General features: G+C 42.3%; 15 protein-coding genes, 11 tRNA genes, 3 rRNA genes and 1 pseudogene. 7 read left to right on the top strand and 23 right to left on the bottom strand.

Going from position 1 to position 18,874, the window contains the following annotated elements; genetic code table 11:
• Positions 1-105: 105 nt before the first annotated feature.
• Both tyrS and CHF41_RS02685 read left to right on the top strand, forming a co-directional pair.
• A complete protein-coding gene (gene tyrS / locus CHF41_RS02690; RefSeq protein WP_119875872.1) occupies positions 106-1,368 on the top strand; it encodes a tyrosine--tRNA ligase in 1,263 nt (420 codons plus the stop codon).
• Positions 1,369-1,423: 55 nt separating this feature from the next.
• Entirely contained in the window at positions 1,424-1,837 is a 414-nt protein-coding gene (locus tag CHF41_RS02685) for an HIT family protein (protein ID WP_119875871.1), read from the top strand.
• A 129-nt stretch (positions 1,838-1,966) separates the two neighbouring features.
• On the opposite strand, the gene CHF41_RS02680 is transcribed toward CHF41_RS02685, so the two are convergent.
• The 6 genes from CHF41_RS02680 to CHF41_RS02655 form a co-directional block, all read right to left on the bottom strand.
• Positions 1,967-2,176, bottom strand: a complete 210-nt coding sequence (locus CHF41_RS02680; RefSeq protein ID WP_119875870.1) for a heavy-metal-associated domain-containing protein — start codon at positions 2,174-2,176, stop codon at positions 1,967-1,969.
• Entirely contained in the window at positions 2,163-2,615 is a 453-nt protein-coding gene (locus tag CHF41_RS02675) for a CopY/TcrY family copper transport repressor (RefSeq protein ID WP_119875869.1), read from the bottom strand. Before CHF41_RS02675 ends, CHF41_RS02680 begins: the two co-directional genes overlap by 14 nt.
• Before the next feature lie 109 nt (positions 2,616-2,724).
• Positions 2,725-4,233, bottom strand: a complete 1,509-nt coding sequence (locus CHF41_RS02670) for a zinc ABC transporter substrate-binding protein AdcA (RefSeq protein WP_119875868.1) — start codon at positions 4,231-4,233, stop codon at positions 2,725-2,727.
• 8 nt (positions 4,234-4,241) lie between these two features.
• Positions 4,242-5,063: a metal ABC transporter permease gene (locus CHF41_RS02665; protein ID WP_119875867.1), complete on the bottom strand. Its 822-nt coding sequence runs from the start codon at positions 5,061-5,063 to the stop codon at positions 4,242-4,244.
• On the bottom strand, positions 5,056-5,766 hold the full coding sequence (locus tag CHF41_RS02660; RefSeq protein ID WP_119875866.1) for a metal ABC transporter ATP-binding protein: 711 nt from the start codon (positions 5,764-5,766) through the stop codon (positions 5,056-5,058). Before CHF41_RS02660 ends, CHF41_RS02665 begins: the two co-directional genes overlap by 8 nt.
• Positions 5,763-6,212: a zinc-dependent MarR family transcriptional regulator gene (locus CHF41_RS02655; protein WP_119875865.1), complete on the bottom strand. Its 450-nt coding sequence runs from the start codon at positions 6,210-6,212 to the stop codon at positions 5,763-5,765. Before CHF41_RS02655 ends, CHF41_RS02660 begins: the two co-directional genes overlap by 4 nt.
• A gap of 170 nt (positions 6,213-6,382) precedes the next feature.
• On the opposite strand from CHF41_RS02655, the pseudogene CHF41_RS10165 reads away from it, so the two are divergent.
• Positions 6,383-6,511 (top strand): annotated as a pseudogene (locus CHF41_RS10165) (tyrosine-type recombinase/integrase); the annotation flags it as partial.
• Positions 6,512-6,775: 264 nt separating this feature from the next.
• Here the strand turns inward: CHF41_RS10165 and CHF41_RS02650 are convergent.
• Complete coding sequence (locus CHF41_RS02650; protein WP_119875864.1) at positions 6,776-7,324, bottom strand: helix-turn-helix domain-containing protein; 549 nt, start codon at positions 7,322-7,324, stop codon at positions 6,776-6,778.
• A 150-nt stretch (positions 7,325-7,474) separates the two neighbouring features.
• On the opposite strand from CHF41_RS02650, the gene CHF41_RS02645 reads away from it, so the two are divergent.
• From CHF41_RS02645 to CHF41_RS02625, 4 genes are all read left to right on the top strand, one after another.
• Positions 7,475-7,933, top strand: coding sequence for a hypothetical protein (locus CHF41_RS02645; RefSeq protein WP_119875863.1), 459 nt, complete (start codon positions 7,475-7,477; stop codon positions 7,931-7,933).
• Between the two features lie 384 nt (positions 7,934-8,317).
• Positions 8,318-9,301, top strand: coding sequence for a replication initiation factor domain-containing protein (locus CHF41_RS02640; RefSeq protein ID WP_119875862.1), 984 nt, complete (start codon positions 8,318-8,320; stop codon positions 9,299-9,301).
• A gap of 238 nt (positions 9,302-9,539) precedes the next feature.
• Positions 9,540-9,746 carry a DUF3173 family protein gene (locus tag CHF41_RS02630; protein WP_119875860.1) on the top strand — a complete coding sequence of 69 codons (207 nt, stop codon included), beginning with the start codon at positions 9,540-9,542 and terminating at the stop codon, positions 9,744-9,746.
• Positions 9,736-10,869, top strand: a complete 1,134-nt coding sequence (locus tag CHF41_RS02625) for a tyrosine-type recombinase/integrase (protein WP_119875859.1) — start codon at positions 9,736-9,738, stop codon at positions 10,867-10,869. Before CHF41_RS02630 ends, CHF41_RS02625 begins: the two co-directional genes overlap by 11 nt.
• A 76-nt stretch (positions 10,870-10,945) precedes the next feature.
• Here CHF41_RS02625 and CHF41_RS02620 read toward each other — a convergent pair.
• The 16 genes from CHF41_RS02620 to CHF41_RS02545 form a co-directional block, all read right to left on the bottom strand.
• Positions 10,946-11,029 (bottom strand) — tRNA-Leu (locus CHF41_RS02620).
• A 13-nt stretch (positions 11,030-11,042) separates the two neighbouring features.
• A tRNA-Gln gene (locus CHF41_RS02615) sits at positions 11,043-11,114 on the bottom strand.
• Between the two features lie 11 nt (positions 11,115-11,125).
• A tRNA-His gene (locus CHF41_RS02610) sits at positions 11,126-11,198 on the bottom strand.
• A gap of 10 nt (positions 11,199-11,208) precedes the next feature.
• Positions 11,209-11,279 (bottom strand) — tRNA-Trp (locus CHF41_RS02605).
• A 7-nt stretch (positions 11,280-11,286) separates the two neighbouring features.
• A tRNA-Tyr gene (locus tag CHF41_RS02600) sits at positions 11,287-11,367 on the bottom strand.
• 15 nt (positions 11,368-11,382) lie between these two features.
• A tRNA-Phe gene (locus CHF41_RS02595) sits at positions 11,383-11,455 on the bottom strand.
• 15 nt (positions 11,456-11,470) lie between these two features.
• A tRNA-Met gene (locus CHF41_RS02590) sits at positions 11,471-11,544 on the bottom strand.
• Between the two features lie 13 nt (positions 11,545-11,557).
• A tRNA-Ser gene (locus CHF41_RS02585) sits at positions 11,558-11,647 on the bottom strand.
• Between the two features lie 6 nt (positions 11,648-11,653).
• Positions 11,654-11,725: transfer RNA gene (locus tag CHF41_RS02580), tRNA-Glu, on the bottom strand.
• 26 nt (positions 11,726-11,751) lie between these two features.
• A tRNA-Asn gene (locus tag CHF41_RS02575) sits at positions 11,752-11,825 on the bottom strand.
• Positions 11,826-11,830: 5 nt separating this feature from the next.
• Positions 11,831-11,946, bottom strand: a 5S ribosomal RNA gene (rrf, locus tag CHF41_RS02570).
• A 114-nt stretch (positions 11,947-12,060) separates the two neighbouring features.
• Positions 12,061-14,965, bottom strand: a 23S ribosomal RNA gene (locus CHF41_RS02565).
• 132 nt (positions 14,966-15,097) lie between these two features.
• Positions 15,098-15,170 (bottom strand) — tRNA-Ala (locus CHF41_RS02560).
• 186 nt (positions 15,171-15,356) lie between these two features.
• A 16S ribosomal RNA gene (locus tag CHF41_RS02555) occupies positions 15,357-16,905 on the bottom strand.
• Together the 16S, 23S and 5S rRNA genes with 11 tRNA genes alongside form the textbook arrangement of a ribosomal RNA operon.
• Positions 16,906-17,153: 248 nt before the next feature.
• Entirely contained in the window at positions 17,154-18,107 is a 954-nt protein-coding gene (locus CHF41_RS02550; protein WP_119875858.1) for an IS30 family transposase, read from the bottom strand.
• A gap of 206 nt (positions 18,108-18,313) precedes the next feature.
• Entirely contained in the window at positions 18,314-18,790 is a 477-nt protein-coding gene (locus tag CHF41_RS02545) for a sigma-70 family RNA polymerase sigma factor (protein WP_119875857.1), read from the bottom strand.
• Between the last annotated feature and the right edge of the window lie 84 nt (positions 18,791-18,874).

The raw sequence follows: 18,874 nt of genomic DNA, 5'->3' as shown, positions 1-18,874 counted from the left end.
CTATTTTATCATATTTTTTATCTTTTGACGAAAATTTCCTACGCGATTTGCCCTAAAATATGATACAATGGAAGCTAATGAAAAAACTTAAAAAGGAGAAGAGACATGCACATTTTTGATGAGCTAAAAGAACGTGGCTTGGTCTTTCAAACCACAGATGAAGATGCTTTGCGAAAAGCCTTAGAAGAAGGTACAGTCTCTTATTATTCAGGCTACGATCCCACTGCCGACAGTCTACATTTAGGACATTTGGTCCCGATCCTCGTCTGCCGTCACTTGCAGTTAGCTGGACACAAGCCTTATCCACTTGTGGGAGGCGCAACTGGCTTGATTGGCGATCCATCATTTAAAGACGCAGAACGTAGCTTACAAACTAAAGATACCGTTGATAGCTGGGTGAAAAGTATCCAGACCCAATTAGAACGTTTTCTTGATTTTGAAAATGGCGACAACAAAGCTGTCATGACCAACAACTATGATTGGTTCGGCAGCATCAGCTTCATCGATTTCTTGCGCGATGTCGGTAAGTACTTCACTGTCAACTACATGATGAGTAAGGAGTCTGTCAAAAAACGGATTGAAACAGGAATTTCCTACACAGAATTTGCCTACCAAATCATGCAAGGCTTTGACTTCTATGAACTCAATCGCTTGCATAACGTCACTCTCCAAATTGGCGGAAGTGACCAATGGGGCAATATGACCGCAGGAACTGAGTTGCTCCGCCGTAAGGCAGATAAAACTGGCCATGTCATCACTGTGCCACTCATTACCGATGCAACTGGTAAAAAATTCGGAAAATCAGAAGGCAATGCCGTTTGGCTCAACGCTGATAAGACTTCACCATACGAGATGTACCAATTCTGGATGAATGTCATGGACGCAGATGCCATTCGTTTCTTGAAGATTTTCACCTTCTTGCCACTTGACGAAATCGACGAAATTCGAAAACAATTTGAAGCAGCGCCACATGAGCGCCTAGCGCAGAAAATCCTTGCCCGTGAAGTGGTGACCTTGGTCCATGGTGAAGCAGCTTACAAAGAAGCGCTGAACATTACCGAACAACTCTTTACAGGTAATATCAAAAACCTTTCTGTCAAAGAACTCAAACAAGGACTTCGTGGCGTACCAAACTACACCGTAACAGCAGGGGATAATCTCAACATTGTTGAACTCCTTGTGACTGCAGGCGTTGTGAATTCTAAGCGTCAAGCTCGTGAAGATGTCCAAAATGGAGCGATTTACCTGAACGGAGACCGCATACAAGATCTTGACTATACATTGACAGAAGCTGACAAACTCGAAAACGAATTGACCGTTATCCGCCGTGGTAAGAAAAAATATTTCGTTATTACTTATGAACCATAAAAACTGGGACTTGCTCTCGGTTTTTACTATCTCATCTTAAAAAGGGGAGCAGAGCATGACTTGTATCTTTTGTCACGATATTTCAGAGGAAGCCATTCTGTATCAAACCAAACATTTCAAACTAGTTTGGGATATAGACCCTATTAAAACAGGGCATATCTTGATTATCAGTAAGGACCATTTCACCAGCCTATCTGAACTCCCTCTTCCCCTCCTTCATGAGCTAGCAGAGTTAGAGCAAGATATAATAACGCTTATGGAGGAAACACTCCCCATTGACGGTGTCACTCTTGCACGCAATGACAAAAATCTAATGGACGAGGAGACACATTTTCATTCCCATCTTATCCCACGACAAAAAGAAGACGGCTTTTGGGATAGAATTGAAGTTCAGAAACAAATCATACCGCTAGAAGACTTCGTTCACCAACTAAGCACTAACAAATATAGTGGATTGAAAAAGGAATAGGACAAGGCAAGGAGCTGCAGATAGAACTGGCGTTCATCAAAGCGACTTAACGATGTCCTAACCTTTATTCAATTCACTATAAAAAGCCATGAATTCAGCAGAATGAAATCTGTTGATCATGGCTTTTTCTTAATCCACTAGCTCAAGCGCCTCATAAACCGTATCAACAAGGCTTGCTTGATAATCGGATAGCGTATAGCTAACAGTTGTCGCTACTGTTGCGATTTGATGTGTTAAATCAATTGATACTTCCTCTACACCAGACATCGCCTGAAAATGATCTTTTACATGTCTGACACAATTTTGGCATGATAGATTGCTTAACTTAATTTTTTGCATGGATATTCTCCTTATGATGATGACAAGTACACTGGCCTGCTAAACAATGACAGGCAATTTGCTCTGGTGCTGATGATTCTTGTTGAGCGATTCGTTCTCCTAGACTCTGTAAATCTGAACGCGAAAACTGTCCCACTTCTAAGAGCTGGCTAACCAAATCGCCATGCTTAGTAGAACACATCGCATGCAGTAGCAGTTGAAGCTGGAGTTGCACGTGCTCTCTTTCCTCTACTAAAGGATAGTAGTAATACTGGCCACCCACTTTTTTCATTTCCAAATAGGATTTTTTCCGCAACCGTCCTAAGAGGGTCTTAACCGTCGAAACCTGCCAGGCAAATCCTTCTTGTAAAGCCGAGAGAATCTGACTCGAGGTATACCCTGGATGAGCCCAAATTACACGCATCACCTGCCACTCAGCAGCTGATATCATTTGTTCCATTACATCCCTCCTTTCTTTTAAAGTTTACACTTGTAGTCAAAAAATGTCAACCATTCCCTCTTACATAATGTAAAAAAGAGCTAAACACACGTTAGCTCCTTTTAGTATCTTAATGCGATAGCATTTCTTGACCGATTTCAAGACCTGTCAAACTATCTGGATAATAGGTTGGCCAATTCTCCAATTCTTCAAGTAATTTTTCTTGACTCTCTCCACCAAAGTAGATATGGAAATGACCTGTTTTTACCGGTGCAATATTATGGTCACTAAACTGAACATACTTGAAACGTCCCGCATCAGCTTCGGTCGCTTCAAACAAGAAACGAACACCACGATTTCCTTTCTTGTAGTTCAAGATTTTATAACCAATATATTTATAAGTATACTTTTCAGACTGCCCTTTGACGACAAACTCCATGGTATCATCTGTGATCTTGATCTGTTCAACATCTGTTTTATAGCCCTTTTCATAATAAGTCTTGTATTCTTCTGCTGTCATCTGACCGCTTAATTTTGCCTTATAATCAAATACTTGATTAAAAGTACCATTGACTAGATATGGATACACAGACTGCCATTCTCCCGCATAATCAGATAGCTTCCGATCTTTGACCGCACTATCCTCAAAATAACCTGCATAGACTGTTTTTGCTGTCTCAGCTCCGTCTTCTGGTAGAATATCTGTTCCTGCTTGATTCGTCGTTTTTTCCAAAGCCTTCAGATTATCTTTCATGACTGAAATGTAATCCGCCCCATTCTTCACAGCCTCATCCGTCAGACTTTCCAATGGATTTAGAACAGCCAACTCCACACCTGTCTCTTTTGACAAGGTTTCGGCTACCGCTTTTGAAGCATTTTCTTCAAAATAGATATACTTGATACCGTATTGCTTGATGTACTTAGTCAACTCTGCCAAACGAGCTGGTGTCGGTTCTTGATCTGCTGATACTCCTGTAATCGATACCTGCTTCAAGCCATAATCCAGGGCTAAATAGGCAAATGCAGTATGCTGAGTGACGAAATATTTTTGTTTTGCAGCAGATAAACTTGTTTGATAATCCACATGTAAGGCTTCCAACTTCCCAATATAGGTAGCAGCATTTTTTTCAAATACTTCTTTTTTCTCTGGATACTTTGCAACTAAGCCATCTCGAATATTTTCTACCAAACGGATTGCACGCTCTGGCGAGAGCCAGACATGCGGATCATAGTCATGGTGATGTCCTTCCTCACCATGCTCGTGCTCCTCTTCTTCCTCACCACCTGGCAATAGCAACATCCCTTCTGTCGCCTTAACCACACTGACTTTTTTGTCGTCAACGGATTTCAATACATCTGGTACCCATGTTTCCATGTTTTCGTTTTCATAGACAAAGACATCGGCCTCTTGAATTTCTGCGATATTTTTCGCCGAAGGCTCAAAATCATGAGGCTCCGTACCCGCCTTCACAAGGAGAGAAACATCAGCTTCTTCCCCCACCACTTGCTTAGTAAATTCATAGACTGGATAAAAGGTCGTTACTACCTGGATATCCTTATTTTTTGAGGTGCTTTCTGAACCACAAGCCACTAAGAACAAGGCTAATAAGCCCGCAAGACATGTTAAAACTTTTTTCATCTTTTCTCCTATTTTTTAAATTTAGTAACCAAATTGACCAACAAAAAGATTGCAATAAAAATCAAGGTGATACTTGCACTGGCTGGTGTTTCTGCATAATAGGACAGAAATAGACCCGAAAGCATACCGACAAAGCCAATTACCATCCCCATCACAATCACCATTTTAAAACTTTTTCCCAAGCGAAGCGCAATCGATGCAGGCAAGACCATAATCGTTGATACTAGCAATGCTCCTGCTGCTGGAATCATGAGCGCAATCGCTACTCCTGTCACTACATTAAAGGCAATCGACATGGCACGAACAGGCAGGCCATCTACAAAAGCCGTATCCTCATCAAAAGTCAGAATATACATAGGACGTAAAAAGAGCAAGGTTAAAACCAGTACCACCACCGCAATCGCAAAGAGAGCAATCACCTGCTCCTGGCTAATCGTCACAATGGAGCCAAATAAATACTGCTCCAAGCTCAGGCTACTCTTTCCACCTGAACGGCTCATAACAATCAAGGAAACTGCAAGACCAGTAGACATGAGAATCGCTGTCCCAATCTCCATAAAACTCCTATACAAGGTCCGCAGGTATTCCAAAAAGATTGCCGCAACAATCACTACCAGCATCGTAGAAATCGTCGGTGAGATCCCCAATACAAGCCCAAAAGCCACACCAGCTAACGACACATGACTGAGAGTATCACTCATCAAACTCTGACGACGTAAAATAAGAAAAATTCCTAATATGGGTGAAAATAAGCTCATCGCGATAATCGCTAGAAAGGCACGTTGCATAAATTCATAATGGAAAATCGAGAAATCAAGTACACTAAGCATGTGTCACCTCCTCGTCCTTATCATGATCATGAACATTGAAACACCGCCAAGGAGAGGACTGATCCCGTACCAAATAGATATTACGGTCCGCATAGTCACGCAATTCATCCGCATCATGTGTAATCATCAAAATCGACTTGCCATGCCTTTTCGCACTATGGTGCATCAGTTCATAAAAAGCAGCTTTCGTTCCACTGTCCATACCAGTCGTCGGCTCATCCAAAATAAAAATATCAGGGTCCGAAGCAAACATGCGAGCAATCACCGCACGCTGCTTCTGACCGCCACTCAAAGACCCCAGCCGCTTATCTTTATGCTCCCACATCCCAACAGAGTCTAAACTCGTTCGAATATGTTCCTCATCATGACTAGTCAGCCTACGAAACCACCCCTGACGCGGATAGCGTCCCGATTTCACAAACTCATAGACCGTACTAGGAAAGCCAACATTAAAACTTGCAATCTGCTGGGGCAAATAGGCCATTCTCAACTTTTTCCCACTAACGCTCGTCTCTGAAATGGTCACCTTCCCCTTCTTAGGCTTTAAAATTCCCAAAGTCGCCTTAATTAGGGTCGTCTTTGCTGCCCCATTTTCACCTGTCAAGGTCACAAACTCCCCACTATCTAAATGATAATGAATGTGCTCCAGAACAGGTTCCTGATCATATACAAACGACAGGTCCTCTACTGTAATATATCTCATACTTCCTTCCGAATCTTCTTTACTAAATCTGTCAAAAAACGACTAATAATTGCTTGCTCATCTTCCGAATACTGTTCAACCAATTCTTCATAAGATGCCAGCGTATGCGCGTGATGATGAGCATGCTCATCCGCAATCGGCTTTGCTAAATCCGTCAAGCTATAACGAACAATACGAGCATCGCGACTATCCCGAACCGCCACCAGCAAGTCCTGCGCAATCAAAGCCTTAATGGCCTTCGTGATTGCAGCTTGACTCACATTTAACTGCTTTGCAATTTCTTTATTCGTAAACGCATTGTTTTCAATCAGCATCAAAATATGCTCTTGCGTATTGGTCAGGCGCATCTCGCTCCGGCAAGTCCCCACCAAAATCTCTAACTGATTCTCTGAACTCAGTATAATCTCATGTAAACTCTGATCAATCTGATGAGCTAATTGTTCCATCTCATATACCAATCCTTAATCATTTAATTAACTAGTTAATTTTATCGTAAAAATTTAAAAAAATCAAGTATTTTCATCGGATTTTCTACATCTTTACAATTATTAACTTTTAAAATTAGAACTCTAGATTCGCAATTCTACACTCTCTCATACCTCTCCCTAATAAACCAAGGGGAAGAGATTACTTAATTATGAAAAAAGCTAGGACACTCTTCTATCAGCACTACAATTGATACCTGCTCGCATCTATATCTGTCCAAACAAAAAGTCTAGCTGATAAACTAGACTCTCTCTATTAGAATTTCTGAACGTAAGAAATTTTAAGAAACTTTGAGCCAACTTTCCCTCAAATAAACAAAAAGACAAGGTCGTTAAAACCTTGTCATATCAATAATACCGGCGGCCGGGGTCGAACCGGCACGTCCTTGCGGACACTGGATTTTGAGTTTGATACTTGAGATTTTATAATTAAATAAAACCCATTAAATCAACGCTTTAACAAACTACCTCTATCGCAAAAACGATAGAATTTTTTATTTTTGGTAACTTTCTGGCCTATCACTTCATTTCTTCAATAGTTCCTTATTTTCTTCTATAAACTGGACTTTTTTAGCTAACTCCTCTATATCCACTTTACTCTTCAAAATCATCTCAATTGGAGATAGTCCATAAGCCATTCCCCTTGGATAATCTGGACTATTAGTAATTCTTCCATCAAAGTCTTCATACAAAGGGTCTCCATCTTTTGTAACTAATTCTGGACCTCTTGTTAACCATAATAAATCACAATAAGCTTCACTTTCCTCAAATTGTTCCCATTGCTTCAATGCGCTCAAAATAGTCTTTGCTTTTTCATCGTATTCGTCAGTTTTATAGATAGCTTTTTCGATTTCAATATCTCTAGGAGTACCAAACAACTGATTTGGTGTTGCTTTAAAGAACTCAGCAATTTTATCTAAATTAGAAAAGCTAGGATAACTTGTTCCTAATTCCATTTTAGAGATGGCTGCTTTTTGGACTCCTATACTTTGGGCTAATTCATCTTGAGTAAGTCCTTTTTCCTTCCTCAAGCGAGATAAATTCTTTCCGAAATTATGAATAAGAAATGTCATTTTGTTTCCTCCTATGCTTCATTGTATCATAAAACGATAATAAAAATCAAAAAAAGATACGAAAACATTGACAAACAAATTTTATAAGATTATAATATCTTAAAAGAGTTATTAAGGTGTTTTAAAAGATATTCAAGGAGGTGAGATCACTTGTTTGATAGTAAAGAAGTATGTCAGAAATTGGGAATATCTGAACGAACTTTGACAACTTGGAGAACAAAGATAGTTCAAATTAGCGGTCGTAAGTTCAAAATGGAAGCCAATCCAAGAGGTTACAGCCATTACCTTTATTCAGATAGAGACCTTGAGCGTTTTCAAGAATTATCTCAAAAAATTAGAAAGACTGGAGATATAGACAATTCTGTCCGTAAGGTTTTCGGTGACCGCTATAAAGAAATGATTGAAGAGCATATTGAATTTGTAGGTTATGATATTGAGAATATACAGGAGCAACTAAAATCACTGACGGATAATCATAATAAATTGTTAAAATTGTATAACGACGATAAGCAACGATTGGAAGCACGTATTACGCAACTTGAAGAAGCATTTGAAACAGAACAAGGTAAAGGAGCGTTAGAGCGTTTAGGGTTTAAGAAAGCAAAATAAACTAGCCTAAACTGCTCAGCCCGACTTCTTTTCCGTTTGGTCATCGTTTCGTCTGCACCCGCAGGGCGAAGCCCTGCGAGGTGCAATGGCGGAACGGAAATTGACCGAACGGATAAAAAGGGTCGAGGGTGGGCAGTTTAGGCTAGTAAAAAAACTGGCTACTCTAACAGCCAGCAAAAAGGGACAACTTGGGCGATAGCAAAAGAACGCGTCACGGGCAAAAAGGTACATGTATCAAGGGTTTAGGAGGTGTTTTTACAATTATATTTTGAGAAAAAAAGGGGGACAAAAAAAGTTTCACTTTAAGAAAACTTATAGAAAATATAACTATTTATTTAATTTGCTTGTTTAACTTATTTTTTTAATTAAAGAAAGAGGTACTAAATGTTTGAAAATGAAGATAAAAAGCTGAAAATCAATGATTTGAGAAAAGTTCAAAACACTTTTAATTCTGAAAATCACAAGGAAAAAATCGAAGTGAGTATAGATCGTCTGACTCTATTGGTGGATGTCCCTAATCCTATTTTTCTAATTGGAGATTTGAGAAATGCGTTGTTGGAAGAGTTGCAAGGGTATGTAGAATATTCTGTGAGAAGTACGGACTATAAGAATTTCTCACTTGAGTACGTGAGAGAAGATGGTGACAGTGTTAATTTAATCTATTTTGAACTATCTATGACAGGAGAAATTCTGCTACGACTAGATTTCAATCCGAATACTCTGAAAGAATATGGTGTTATGGAGGTTTGGCAAAAAATCATGATGTTTTTAAGGTTGCAAGGTGATGGAATTCGTTTATCACGTTTTGACTTAGCTTTTGATATTTTCAATCTGCCATCAGTTATTACTGTAAAGCATATCAAAGGAGGGAGTAAATCGACGTTTTATTATGGACGAGCTTCTGAATTGGAAACTGTTTATTGGGGTAGTCGTGCTAGTAACGTACAAGTTCGTCTGTATGACAAAAACAAGGAGCGATTACAAAAAGGTAAATTGACTATTGCGGATTTAGAAGTCAATCCTTACTGGTGGCGATTTGAAATGCAACTGCGGACTAAGGCAATCAATGCGGATATGGTATCAGAGGTCATGAAACGATTAGAAAATTTTGGAATTTATGATTATTCTAAGTTAGGTAGAAACAAGGTATTCACCTATATTTTCTTTCAAGATGAAAGCATGTTACCATATGTTTTTGATAATTTGTCAAGAGAAAGCGTAAATAAAAACAAGCAACGACTACGGAAAAAACTTCGGGAGTTAGATAATGAATTTAGCAGAAAGCTGATAACTACATTACGTGAACAATCTCCTAAGCTAGCAAAGGAGCTGAAACAGTATACACAAGAATTTCTAGGTTTTGAATAAAGAAAGAGGAGTAAAATGCTGTACAGAAAAATAATCATATTTACAGAACGTATCGAGAAAAATCAATATCTTGTCGATTTTAAACAAGTGCCAGAATTGTATCAATACTTACCAGATATTTATGTCTTTTTACAGAGTAAGGAAAGATATAACAAAATGAAAAAAATGATGCAGTCGGCAAACCGCATCACATACAAAAAAACTAAAAACATTATAACACGAAAGGAGAAATAAAGCTATGATTTTAACAATAACAAAAGCAGATTTGGTTGCTCTTGGCTTTTCCAACGGAACATCTAAAAGCATTATACGCCAAGGAAAAGAACTTCTAGTTGCTAGAGGGTTTAAGGTATACCAAAACAAACGTATCGGTACTATACCTGTTACAGTAGCAAATGAACTACTCGGATTTGATATTTCTTTAGGAATGCAAAATGACAATTAGAAGAGAAAAAAACGGTAGTTGGACAGTTGATATTTCTGACGGTTTTCACCCAATAACCCAGAAAAGGATACGAATAGTCCGCAAAGGTGCAAAAACAAAAAAAGAGGCTTTAGAATTAGAACAGCACCTTCGTATTGTTAAACTAAAAGAAAAACAATTTGACTTCTTGATAACAACTGATATGCTCTTTGATTTACTTGAAGAAGAAGATAGGCAAAACAATAGAAAAATTAGTTATATTAGCACACAAAGAAACAATTATGAAAGGCATATAAAACCTTATTTTGAGAATACTAATTTAAATAAACTAAACTACAATCATATCTTCGAGTTTAGAGAACATTTAAAAACAAAAAGCAAAAAACAGGATAATAATAGTCTACTTAGTAACAATACTATCAATAAAATTATAGTACTGCTCAAAAAGATATTTGATACTGGCGCAAGAAACTCTCTAATAGATAAAAACCCTGTTAAAAACTTAAGGAAACTCCCGATTAATAAACCTGCTATCAACTTTTGGAGTGTCGAAGAATTTAGTAAATTTAGAAAACTTATTACAGACGATGAAAAAAGTTATGATCTGTTCTTTACCCTTGCTTTCTTTACTGGTATGCGTATGGGCGAGATACTCGCATTGAACTGGCATGATATAGATTTAATATCAAACACCATACATATTACAAAAACTGCATACTTTGTCAATAATACAAACCATATCAACACAACAAAAACTAGAGCAGGAACTAGATACATTACAATCAATAATAAGTTAGCCGTTATGCTAGGAGAATGGAAGCAGAAGCAATCTAAACTCCTAAATGAGTTTACAAAAAACACTGATAATCTTCAAATTATTCAAAGTACCCCCATAACAATGACCAAAAATATGGTCGATAAAAAATTTAAGCAGCTACTGGCTAGGAGCAATGAGCTGAAAAAGATACGTATACACGATTTAAGGCACTCTCATGCTTCATTACTAATCAATCAAGGAGAAGATTACCTAGTTGTAAAAGAACGCCTTGGACACGCTTCTATAACGACTACGATTGATACATACTCTCATCTATACCCTAGCAAACAGAAAACACTAGCTAACAAGTTAGATGAACTTTTTTAAAATGGAAATTTTTGGTAACTTTGAAACTATAATAAAAAAGAAAAAACAAGGCTCAGAAGTCTTGTTTTTTCAACTATACCGGCGGCCGGGGTCGAACCGGCACGTCCTTGCGGACACTGGATTTTGAGTCCAGCGCGTCTGCCAATTCCGCCACGCCGGCTAGTATATGATAACTGGGGTAGCTGGATTCGAACCAACGCATGAGGGAGTCAAAGTCCCTTGCCTTACCGCTTGGCTATACCCCAATAATAAAATAGGCGAGTGATGGGAATCGAACCCACGAATGTCAGAGCCACAATCTGATGTGTTAACCACTTCACCACACCCGCCATCTTATAACACGGGCAGTAGGAATTGAACCCACACTGAAGGTTTTGGAGACCTTAGTTCTACCTTTAAACTATGCCCGTAAAGGTATGGAAGGGGAGGGATTCGAACCCCCGAACCCGAAGGAGCGGATTTACAGTCCGCCGCGTTTAGCCTCTTCGCTACCCTTCCAAAATATTAAATTAATGGCGCGAGACGGAATCGAACCGCCGACACATGGAGCTTCAATCCATTGCTCTACCAACTGAGCTACCGAGCCATATCCACAATCAAATTGCGGGAGCAGGATTTGAACCTACGACCTTCGGGTTATGAGCCCGACGAGCTACCTAGCTGCTCCATCCCGCGTTACTACTATTAAAGGAGGATGTGGGATTCGAACCCACGCACGCTTTTACACGCCTGACGGTTTTCAAGACCGTTCCCTTCAGCCGGACTTGGGTAATCCTCCAATTTATAGTCCGTACGGGATTCGAACCCGTGTTACCGCCGTGAAAAGGCGGTGTCTTAACCCCTTGACCAACGGACCATAAAACAATTAAAGATTTCTCTTTACTCCGCCAGTAGGACTCGAACCTACGACATCATGATTAACAGTCATGCGCTACTACCAACTGAGCTATGGCGGATTCTAGCTAAGCGACTACCATATCTCACAGGGGGCAACCCCCAACTACTTCCGGCGTTCTAGGGCTTAACTGCTGTGTTCGGCATGGGTACAGGTGTATCTCCTAGGCTATCGTCACTTAACTATTCTGAGTATACATGAGGTTCCCCTCTTTGTCAACTCAAAATTGAATATCTACTCTTCTTTAACAAGTCCTTCACCTCTTCCACTGTGATTCTCGTTGAATTTTACCTATCTAGGATAAGTCCTCGAGCGATTAGTATTGGTCCGCTCCATTGCTCACACAACTTCCACTCCCAACCTATCTACCTGATCTTCTCTCAGGGCTCTTACTAACTTAACGTTATGGGAAATCTCATCTTGAGGTGGGTTTCACACTTAGATGCTTTCAGCGTTTATCCCTTCCCTACATAGCTACCCAGCGATGCCTCTGGCGAGACAACTGGTACACCAGCGGTAAGTCCACTCTGGTCCTCTCGTACTAGGAGCAGATCCTCTCAAATTTCCTACGCCCGCGACGGATAGGGACCGAACTGTCTCACGACGTTCTGAACCCAGCTCGCGTGCCGCTTTAATGGGCGAACAGCCCAACCCTTGGGACCGACTACAGCCCCAGGATGCGACGAGCCGACATCGAGGTGCCAAACCTCCCCGTCGATGTGAACTCTTGGGGGAGATAAGCCTGTTATCCCCAGGGTAGCTTTTATCCGTTGAGCGATGGCCCTTCCATACGGAACCACCGGATCACTAAGCCCGACTTTCGTCCCTGCTCGAGTTGTAGCTCTCGCAGTCAAGCTCCCTTATACCTTTACACTCTACGATTGATTTCCAACCAATCTGAGGGAACCTTTGGGCGCCTCCGTTACCTTTTAGGAGGCGACCGCCCCAGTCAAACTGCCCGTCAGACACTGTCTCCGATAGGGATCACCTATCTGGGTTAGAGTGGCCATAACACAAGGGTAGTATCCCAACAGCGCCTCCATCGAAACTGGCGTCCCGATCTCTTAGGCTCCTACCTATCCTGTACATGTGGTACAGACACTCAATATCAAACTGCAGTAAAGCTCCATGGGGTCTTTCCGTCCTGTCGCGGGTAACCTGCATCTTCACAGGTACTAAAATTTCACCGAGTCTCTCGTTGAGACAGTGCCCAAATCATTACGCCTTTCGTGCGGGTCGGAACTTACCCGACAAGGAATTTCGCTACCTTAGGACCGTTATAGTTACGGCCGCCGTTTACTGGGGCTTCAATTCAGATCTTCGCGTTACCGCTAAACCCTCCTCTTAACCTTCCAGCACCGGGCAGGCGTCACCCCCTATACATCATCTTACGATTTAGCAGAGAGCTGTGTTTTTGATAAACAGTTGCTTGGGCCTATTCACTGCGGCTCAGTCTAGCTGAGCACCCCTTCTCCCGAAGTTACGGGGTCATTTTGCCGAGTTCCTTAACGAGAGTTCTCTCGCTCACCTGAGGCTACTCGCCTCGACTACCTGTGTCGGTTTGCGGTACGGGTAGAGTATGATACATCGCTAGAAGCTTTTCTTGGCAGTGTGACATCACTCACTTCGCTACTATACTTCGCTCCCCATCACAGCTCAACGTTATAGGTATAAGCATTTGACTCATACCACGCCTCACTGATTAGCCAGACACTTCCATTCGTCTGGTTGAGTTAGCCTTCTGCGTCCCTCCATCACTTCATACTCTAGTACAGGAATATCAACCTGTTGGCCATCGGATACACCTTTCGGTCTCTCCTTAGGTCCCGACTAACCCAGGGCGGACGAGCCTTCCCCTGGAAACCTTAGTCTTACGGTGGATGGGATTCTCACCCATCTTTCGCTACTCATACCGGCATTCTCACTTCTATGCGTTCCAGCACTCCTCACGGTATACCTTCTCCACACATAGAACGCTCTCCTACCATACCTACTATTAGGTATCCACAGCTTCGGTAAATTGTTTTAGCCCCGGTACATTTTCGGCGCAGGGTCACTCGACTAGTGAGCTATTACGCACTCTTTGAATGAATAGCTGCTTCTAAGCTAACATCCTAGTTGTCTGTGCAACCCCACATCCTTTTCCACTTAACAATTATTTTGGGACCTTAGCTGGTGGTCTGGGCTGTTTCCCTTTCGACTACGGATCTTAGCACTCGCAGTCTGACTGCCGATTATATCTCGTTGGCATTCGGAGTTTATCTGAGATTGGTAATCCGAGATGGACCCCTCACCCAAACAGTGCTCTACCTCCAAGAGACTTTACATCGACGCTAGCCCTAAAGCTATTTCGGAGAGAACCAGCTATCTCCAAGTTCGTTTGGAATTTCTCCGCTACCCACAAGTCATCCAAGCACTTTTCAACGTGCCCTGGTTCGGTCCTCCAGTGCGTTTTACCGCACCTTCAACCTGCTCATGGGTAGGTCACATGGTTTCGGGTCTATAACATGATACTATGGCGCCCTATTCAGACTCGGTTTCCCTGCGGCTCCGTCTCTTCAACTTAACCTCGCATCATATCATAACTCGCCGGTTCATTCTACAAAAGGCACGCTCTCACCCATTAACGGGCTCGAACTTGTTGTAGGCACACGGTTTCAGGTTCTATTTCACTCCCCTCCCGGGGTGCTTTTCACCTTTCCCTCACGGTACTGGTTCACTATCGGTCACTAGGGAGTATTTAGGGTTGGGAGATGGTCCTCCCAGATTCCGACGGGATTTCGCGTGTCCCGCCGTACTCAGGATACTGCTAGGTACAGACTCTGTTTCGAATACGAGGCTTTTACTCTCTGTGGCTCCCCTTCCCAGAGGATTCTTCTACAAAATCTGAGTCCACATTGCAGTCCTACAACCCCGAAGAGTAAACTCTTCGGTTTGCCCTCCTGCCGTTTCGCTCGCCGCTACTAAGGCAATCGCTTTTGCTTTCTCTTCCTGCAGCTACTTAGATGTTTCAGTTCACTGCGTCTTCCTTCTCATGACCTTAACAGTCATGGATAACATGCATTACATGTTGGGTTCCCCCATTCGGACATCCCTGGATCAATGCTTACTTACAGCTCCCCAAGGCATTTCGTCGTTAGTCACGTCCTTCTTCGGCTCCTAGTGCCAAGGCATCCACCGTGCGCCCTTATTAACTTAACCTTATTTAACCTAATTCTTTCAAATTAGAAAACTCATTAATTCACAGCGTTTTCGGTTTATTTTCTTGTTACTATTTGATATAGATATTCAATTTTCAATGGACAATTCCTACAATCACATTCAGTGACTGTATGGAGCCTAGCGGGATCGAACCGCTGACCTCCTGCGTGCAAAGCAGGCGCTCTCCCAGCTGAGCTAAGGCCCCAACTAATAATCTGGTTTTCTCTTATTAGTTCACGTTTCTTATTCTATTGTCTTCGGGTGCCGCTGGCCCCTGTCGTTCGCTTTCGCTTCGACAAACCTGAAACCTGCGGTTTCGCTTAGCTGAGCTAAGGCCCCACAAGACCTCTCAAAATTAAAGAAGACTACGTACAGAGTTCCATTTCCTTAGAAAGGAGGTGATCCAGCCGCACCTTCCGATACGGCTACCTTGTTACGACTTCACCCCAATCATCTATCCCACCTTAGGCGGCTGGCTCCTAAAAGGTTACCTCACCGACTTCGGGTGTTACAAACTCTCGTGGTGTGACGGGCGGTGTGTACAAGGCCCGGGAACGTATTCACCGCGGCGTGCTGATCCGCGATTACTAGCGATTCCGACTTCATGTAGGCGAGTTGCAGCCTACAATCCGAACTGAGACTGGCTTTAAGAGATTAGCTTGCCGTCACCGACTCGCGACTCGTTGTACCAGCCATTGTAGCACGTGTGTAGCCCAGGTCATAAGGGGCATGATGATTTGACGTCATCCCCACCTTCCTCCGGTTTATTACCGGCAGTCTCGCTAGAGTGCCCAACTCAATGATGGCAACTAACAATAGGGGTTGCGCTCGTTGCGGGACTTAACCCAACATCTCACGACACGAGCTGACGACAACCATGCACCACCTGTCACCAGTGTTCCGAAGAAAAATCCTATCTCTAGGACGGTCACTGGGATGTCAAGACCTGGTAAGGTTCTTCGCGTTGCTTCGAATTAAACCACATGCTCCACCGCTTGTGCGGGCCCCCGTCAATTCCTTTGAGTTTCAACCTTGCGGTCGTACTCCCCAGGCGGAGTGCTTAATGCGTTAGCTGCGGCACTGAGTCCCGGAAAGGACCCAACACCTAGCACTCATCGTTTACGGCGTGGACTACCAGGGTATCTAATCCTGTTCGCTCCCCACGCTTTCGAGCCTCAGCGTCAGTTACAGACCAGAGAGCCGCTTTCGCCACCGGTGTTCCTCCATATATCTACGCATTTCACCGCTACACATGGAATTCCACTCCCCCCTTCTGCACTCAAGTTTGACAGTTTCAAAAGCGTACTATGGTTGAGCCACAGCCTTTTACTTCTGACTTATCAAACCGCCTGCGCTCGCTTTACGCCCAATAAATCCGGACAACGCTCGGGACCTACGTATTACCGCGGCTGCTGGCACGTAGTTAGCCGTCCCTTTCTGGTAAGTTACCGTCACTTAGCGGATTTTCCACTCCCGCTAACGTTCTTCTCTTACAACAGAGCTTTACGATCCGAAAACCTTCTTCACTCACGCGGCGTTGCTCGGTCAGGGTTCCCCCCATTGCCGAAGATTCCCTACTGCTGCCTCCCGTAGGAGTCTGGGCCGTGTCTCAGTCCCAGTGTGGCCGATCACCCTCTCAGGTCGGCTATGTATCGTCGCCTTGGTGAGCCGTTACCTCACCAACTAGCTAATACAACGCAGGTCCATCTGGTAGTGGTGCAATTGCACCTTTCAAATACTTACCATGCAGTAAGTACTTTTATGCGGTATTAGCTATCGTTTCCAATAGTTATCCCCCGCTACCAGGCAGGTTACCTACGCGTTACTCACCCGTTCGCAACTCCTCCGCTCGGTGCAAGCACCAAGCTTCAGCGTTCTACTTGCATGTATTAGGCACGCCGCCAGCGTTCGTCCTGAGCCAGGATCAAACTCTCATTTAATAGTTTGAGTCTTCACTCATACTGTCCACTGACAGATTTATTTTCTTATGTTCATTGACGGTTTATGTCTCCATAAACCACCCTGCACGTTTGGTTCGTCTTCTTTAATTTTCAAAGGTCTTGCCTTATCGCTCTCTCAAGCGACAACTATATCAGTATATCACCTCTTCTTCTTATTGTCAACTACTTTTTTTACTTTTTTTAAAAAATTTTTCCATGAAAATAACAAGGCAAATTTCAAGTTCAAGTTAGCCAGTCTGTAAAAATTCTCTAGGAGATTTGTAACCCAATATCTTCTTTGGATAGTTGTTAATCCAGTTTTCAATAAATGCGACTTGTTGCTGCGTCGCCTTTTTGCTTCCCTTAGGCAACCAACGCCTGATGAGTCTATTATGATTCTCATTAGTTCCACGCTCCCAAGAGGAATAAGGGTGGGCATAGTAGATATGATCGGGGCCAAAAACTTCTGCTAAACGACTGAATTCAGTCCCGTTATCAGCTGTGATTGAGTTAATTTGATAATCTCTGAGGATCATTTTCAGAGCTTGATTGACTGAAGACGCGGACTTATCGGGAATGAGTCGGATGATTTGATAACGACTCTTTCTATCAGTTAGAGTCAACAGACACTCATTTTTTGCCCGTGTTTGAATAACCGTATCAATTTCAACATCACCAACATTCTCACGTTGATTAATGCTTTCTGGCCGTTCCTCAATCGATTTTCCAGCCGGCTTAAAGTTGGGACTCGCTTGTTTTTTCTTCGTTTTCTCCTTGCGAGGATAAAGCATGCCATCCTTGGTCAATCCTAAGTGTCCATGATGAATCCAGTAGTAAATGGTGGAGACGGAGACAGATATCCCTTTTGCTTTTACCATCATCTCAGGAGAGTATTTCTGCTTGATATAGTGAAGAATCTTTTCTTTGAGTTCCTTGGTTAGGGAAGTCTGCCTCACAGAATGTTTACGATTATTTTGATAGTTTTTTTGAGCGAAGTCAGCTGAGTAGATTATTTCAAATTTTCCTTTACGCACTTGTTGCCTAACCAGACCACGTTTGACTTCGTTGTGAATGGTTTGAGGAGCCTTCTCTAATCTTCTAGCGATTTCACGATTTGAGAGCCCTTCTTGAAGCCAACGCTCAATCATTCTACGTTCAGCTAGTGTCAAATATTTCCTTTTTGGTGTATAATAGTGTTGCATCTCAGAGTCTTTCTAATTGTTCTTGTGGTGATTACAATTATATCTCTCTGAGATGTTTTTTTATACCCTTGAGTGGCTAACTTCATTTTAGAACTTTCGACTTTGCCTTCTTTTTGACCTTGGCCCGATAATACCGTAAAAAACGTGGCCTCTTACTGCTAGTATAAGCTACTCACTTTCGCAAGAGGAAGACGCTACTTTTTTTACTATATCTCATCTTCGCTTATGAGGTGTTGGCGAAGGGAGCGCAACAGCTTCTTTCGACCTTTGAAGCGAGCACCACTGACGAGCGTATCATACTTTTTTGAATCATGTGGACTTAGTGTAGCACGATAACGCGCTAGTGAATCACGAAGACATACTAATTCATCCGTGACAAGACCACCACTGCTAATCATATGAGATATTTCTCCTATCTCCTCGTAACGAAGCCGGTCAAAGCCACGTTTTTGCGTACTTTGTCTGCGCAATATATCGTTGACATAATTACGGAATTTGACCTTGAAATAACGAAGCAAGCGGGACTCATCTTTGACTAGCCCCTCTTCTTGCTGAAGCAGGCGATATAAGACATACATCCCTTCTTGATCCCAATCTTCCGATTCCCATAGTTTGACATAGTATTCCCGCCGCGTCTTTTGAACAATCGGTCGTACCTTGGCATATACTTCTTTAAACTCCACACTCTCCTCTCCTTTCCTTTCTCTATAGTAAACTCTTTATAGGAAGTATACTCAATCATAGAAAAAAGAAAAAGGACTTTTTTG

The sequence above is a fragment of the Streptococcus respiraculi genome, assembly GCF_003595525.1.
Lineage (GTDB): Bacteria > Bacillota > Bacilli > Lactobacillales > Streptococcaceae > Streptococcus > Streptococcus respiraculi.
This window is presented reverse-complemented; position numbering and strand designations above follow the sequence as displayed.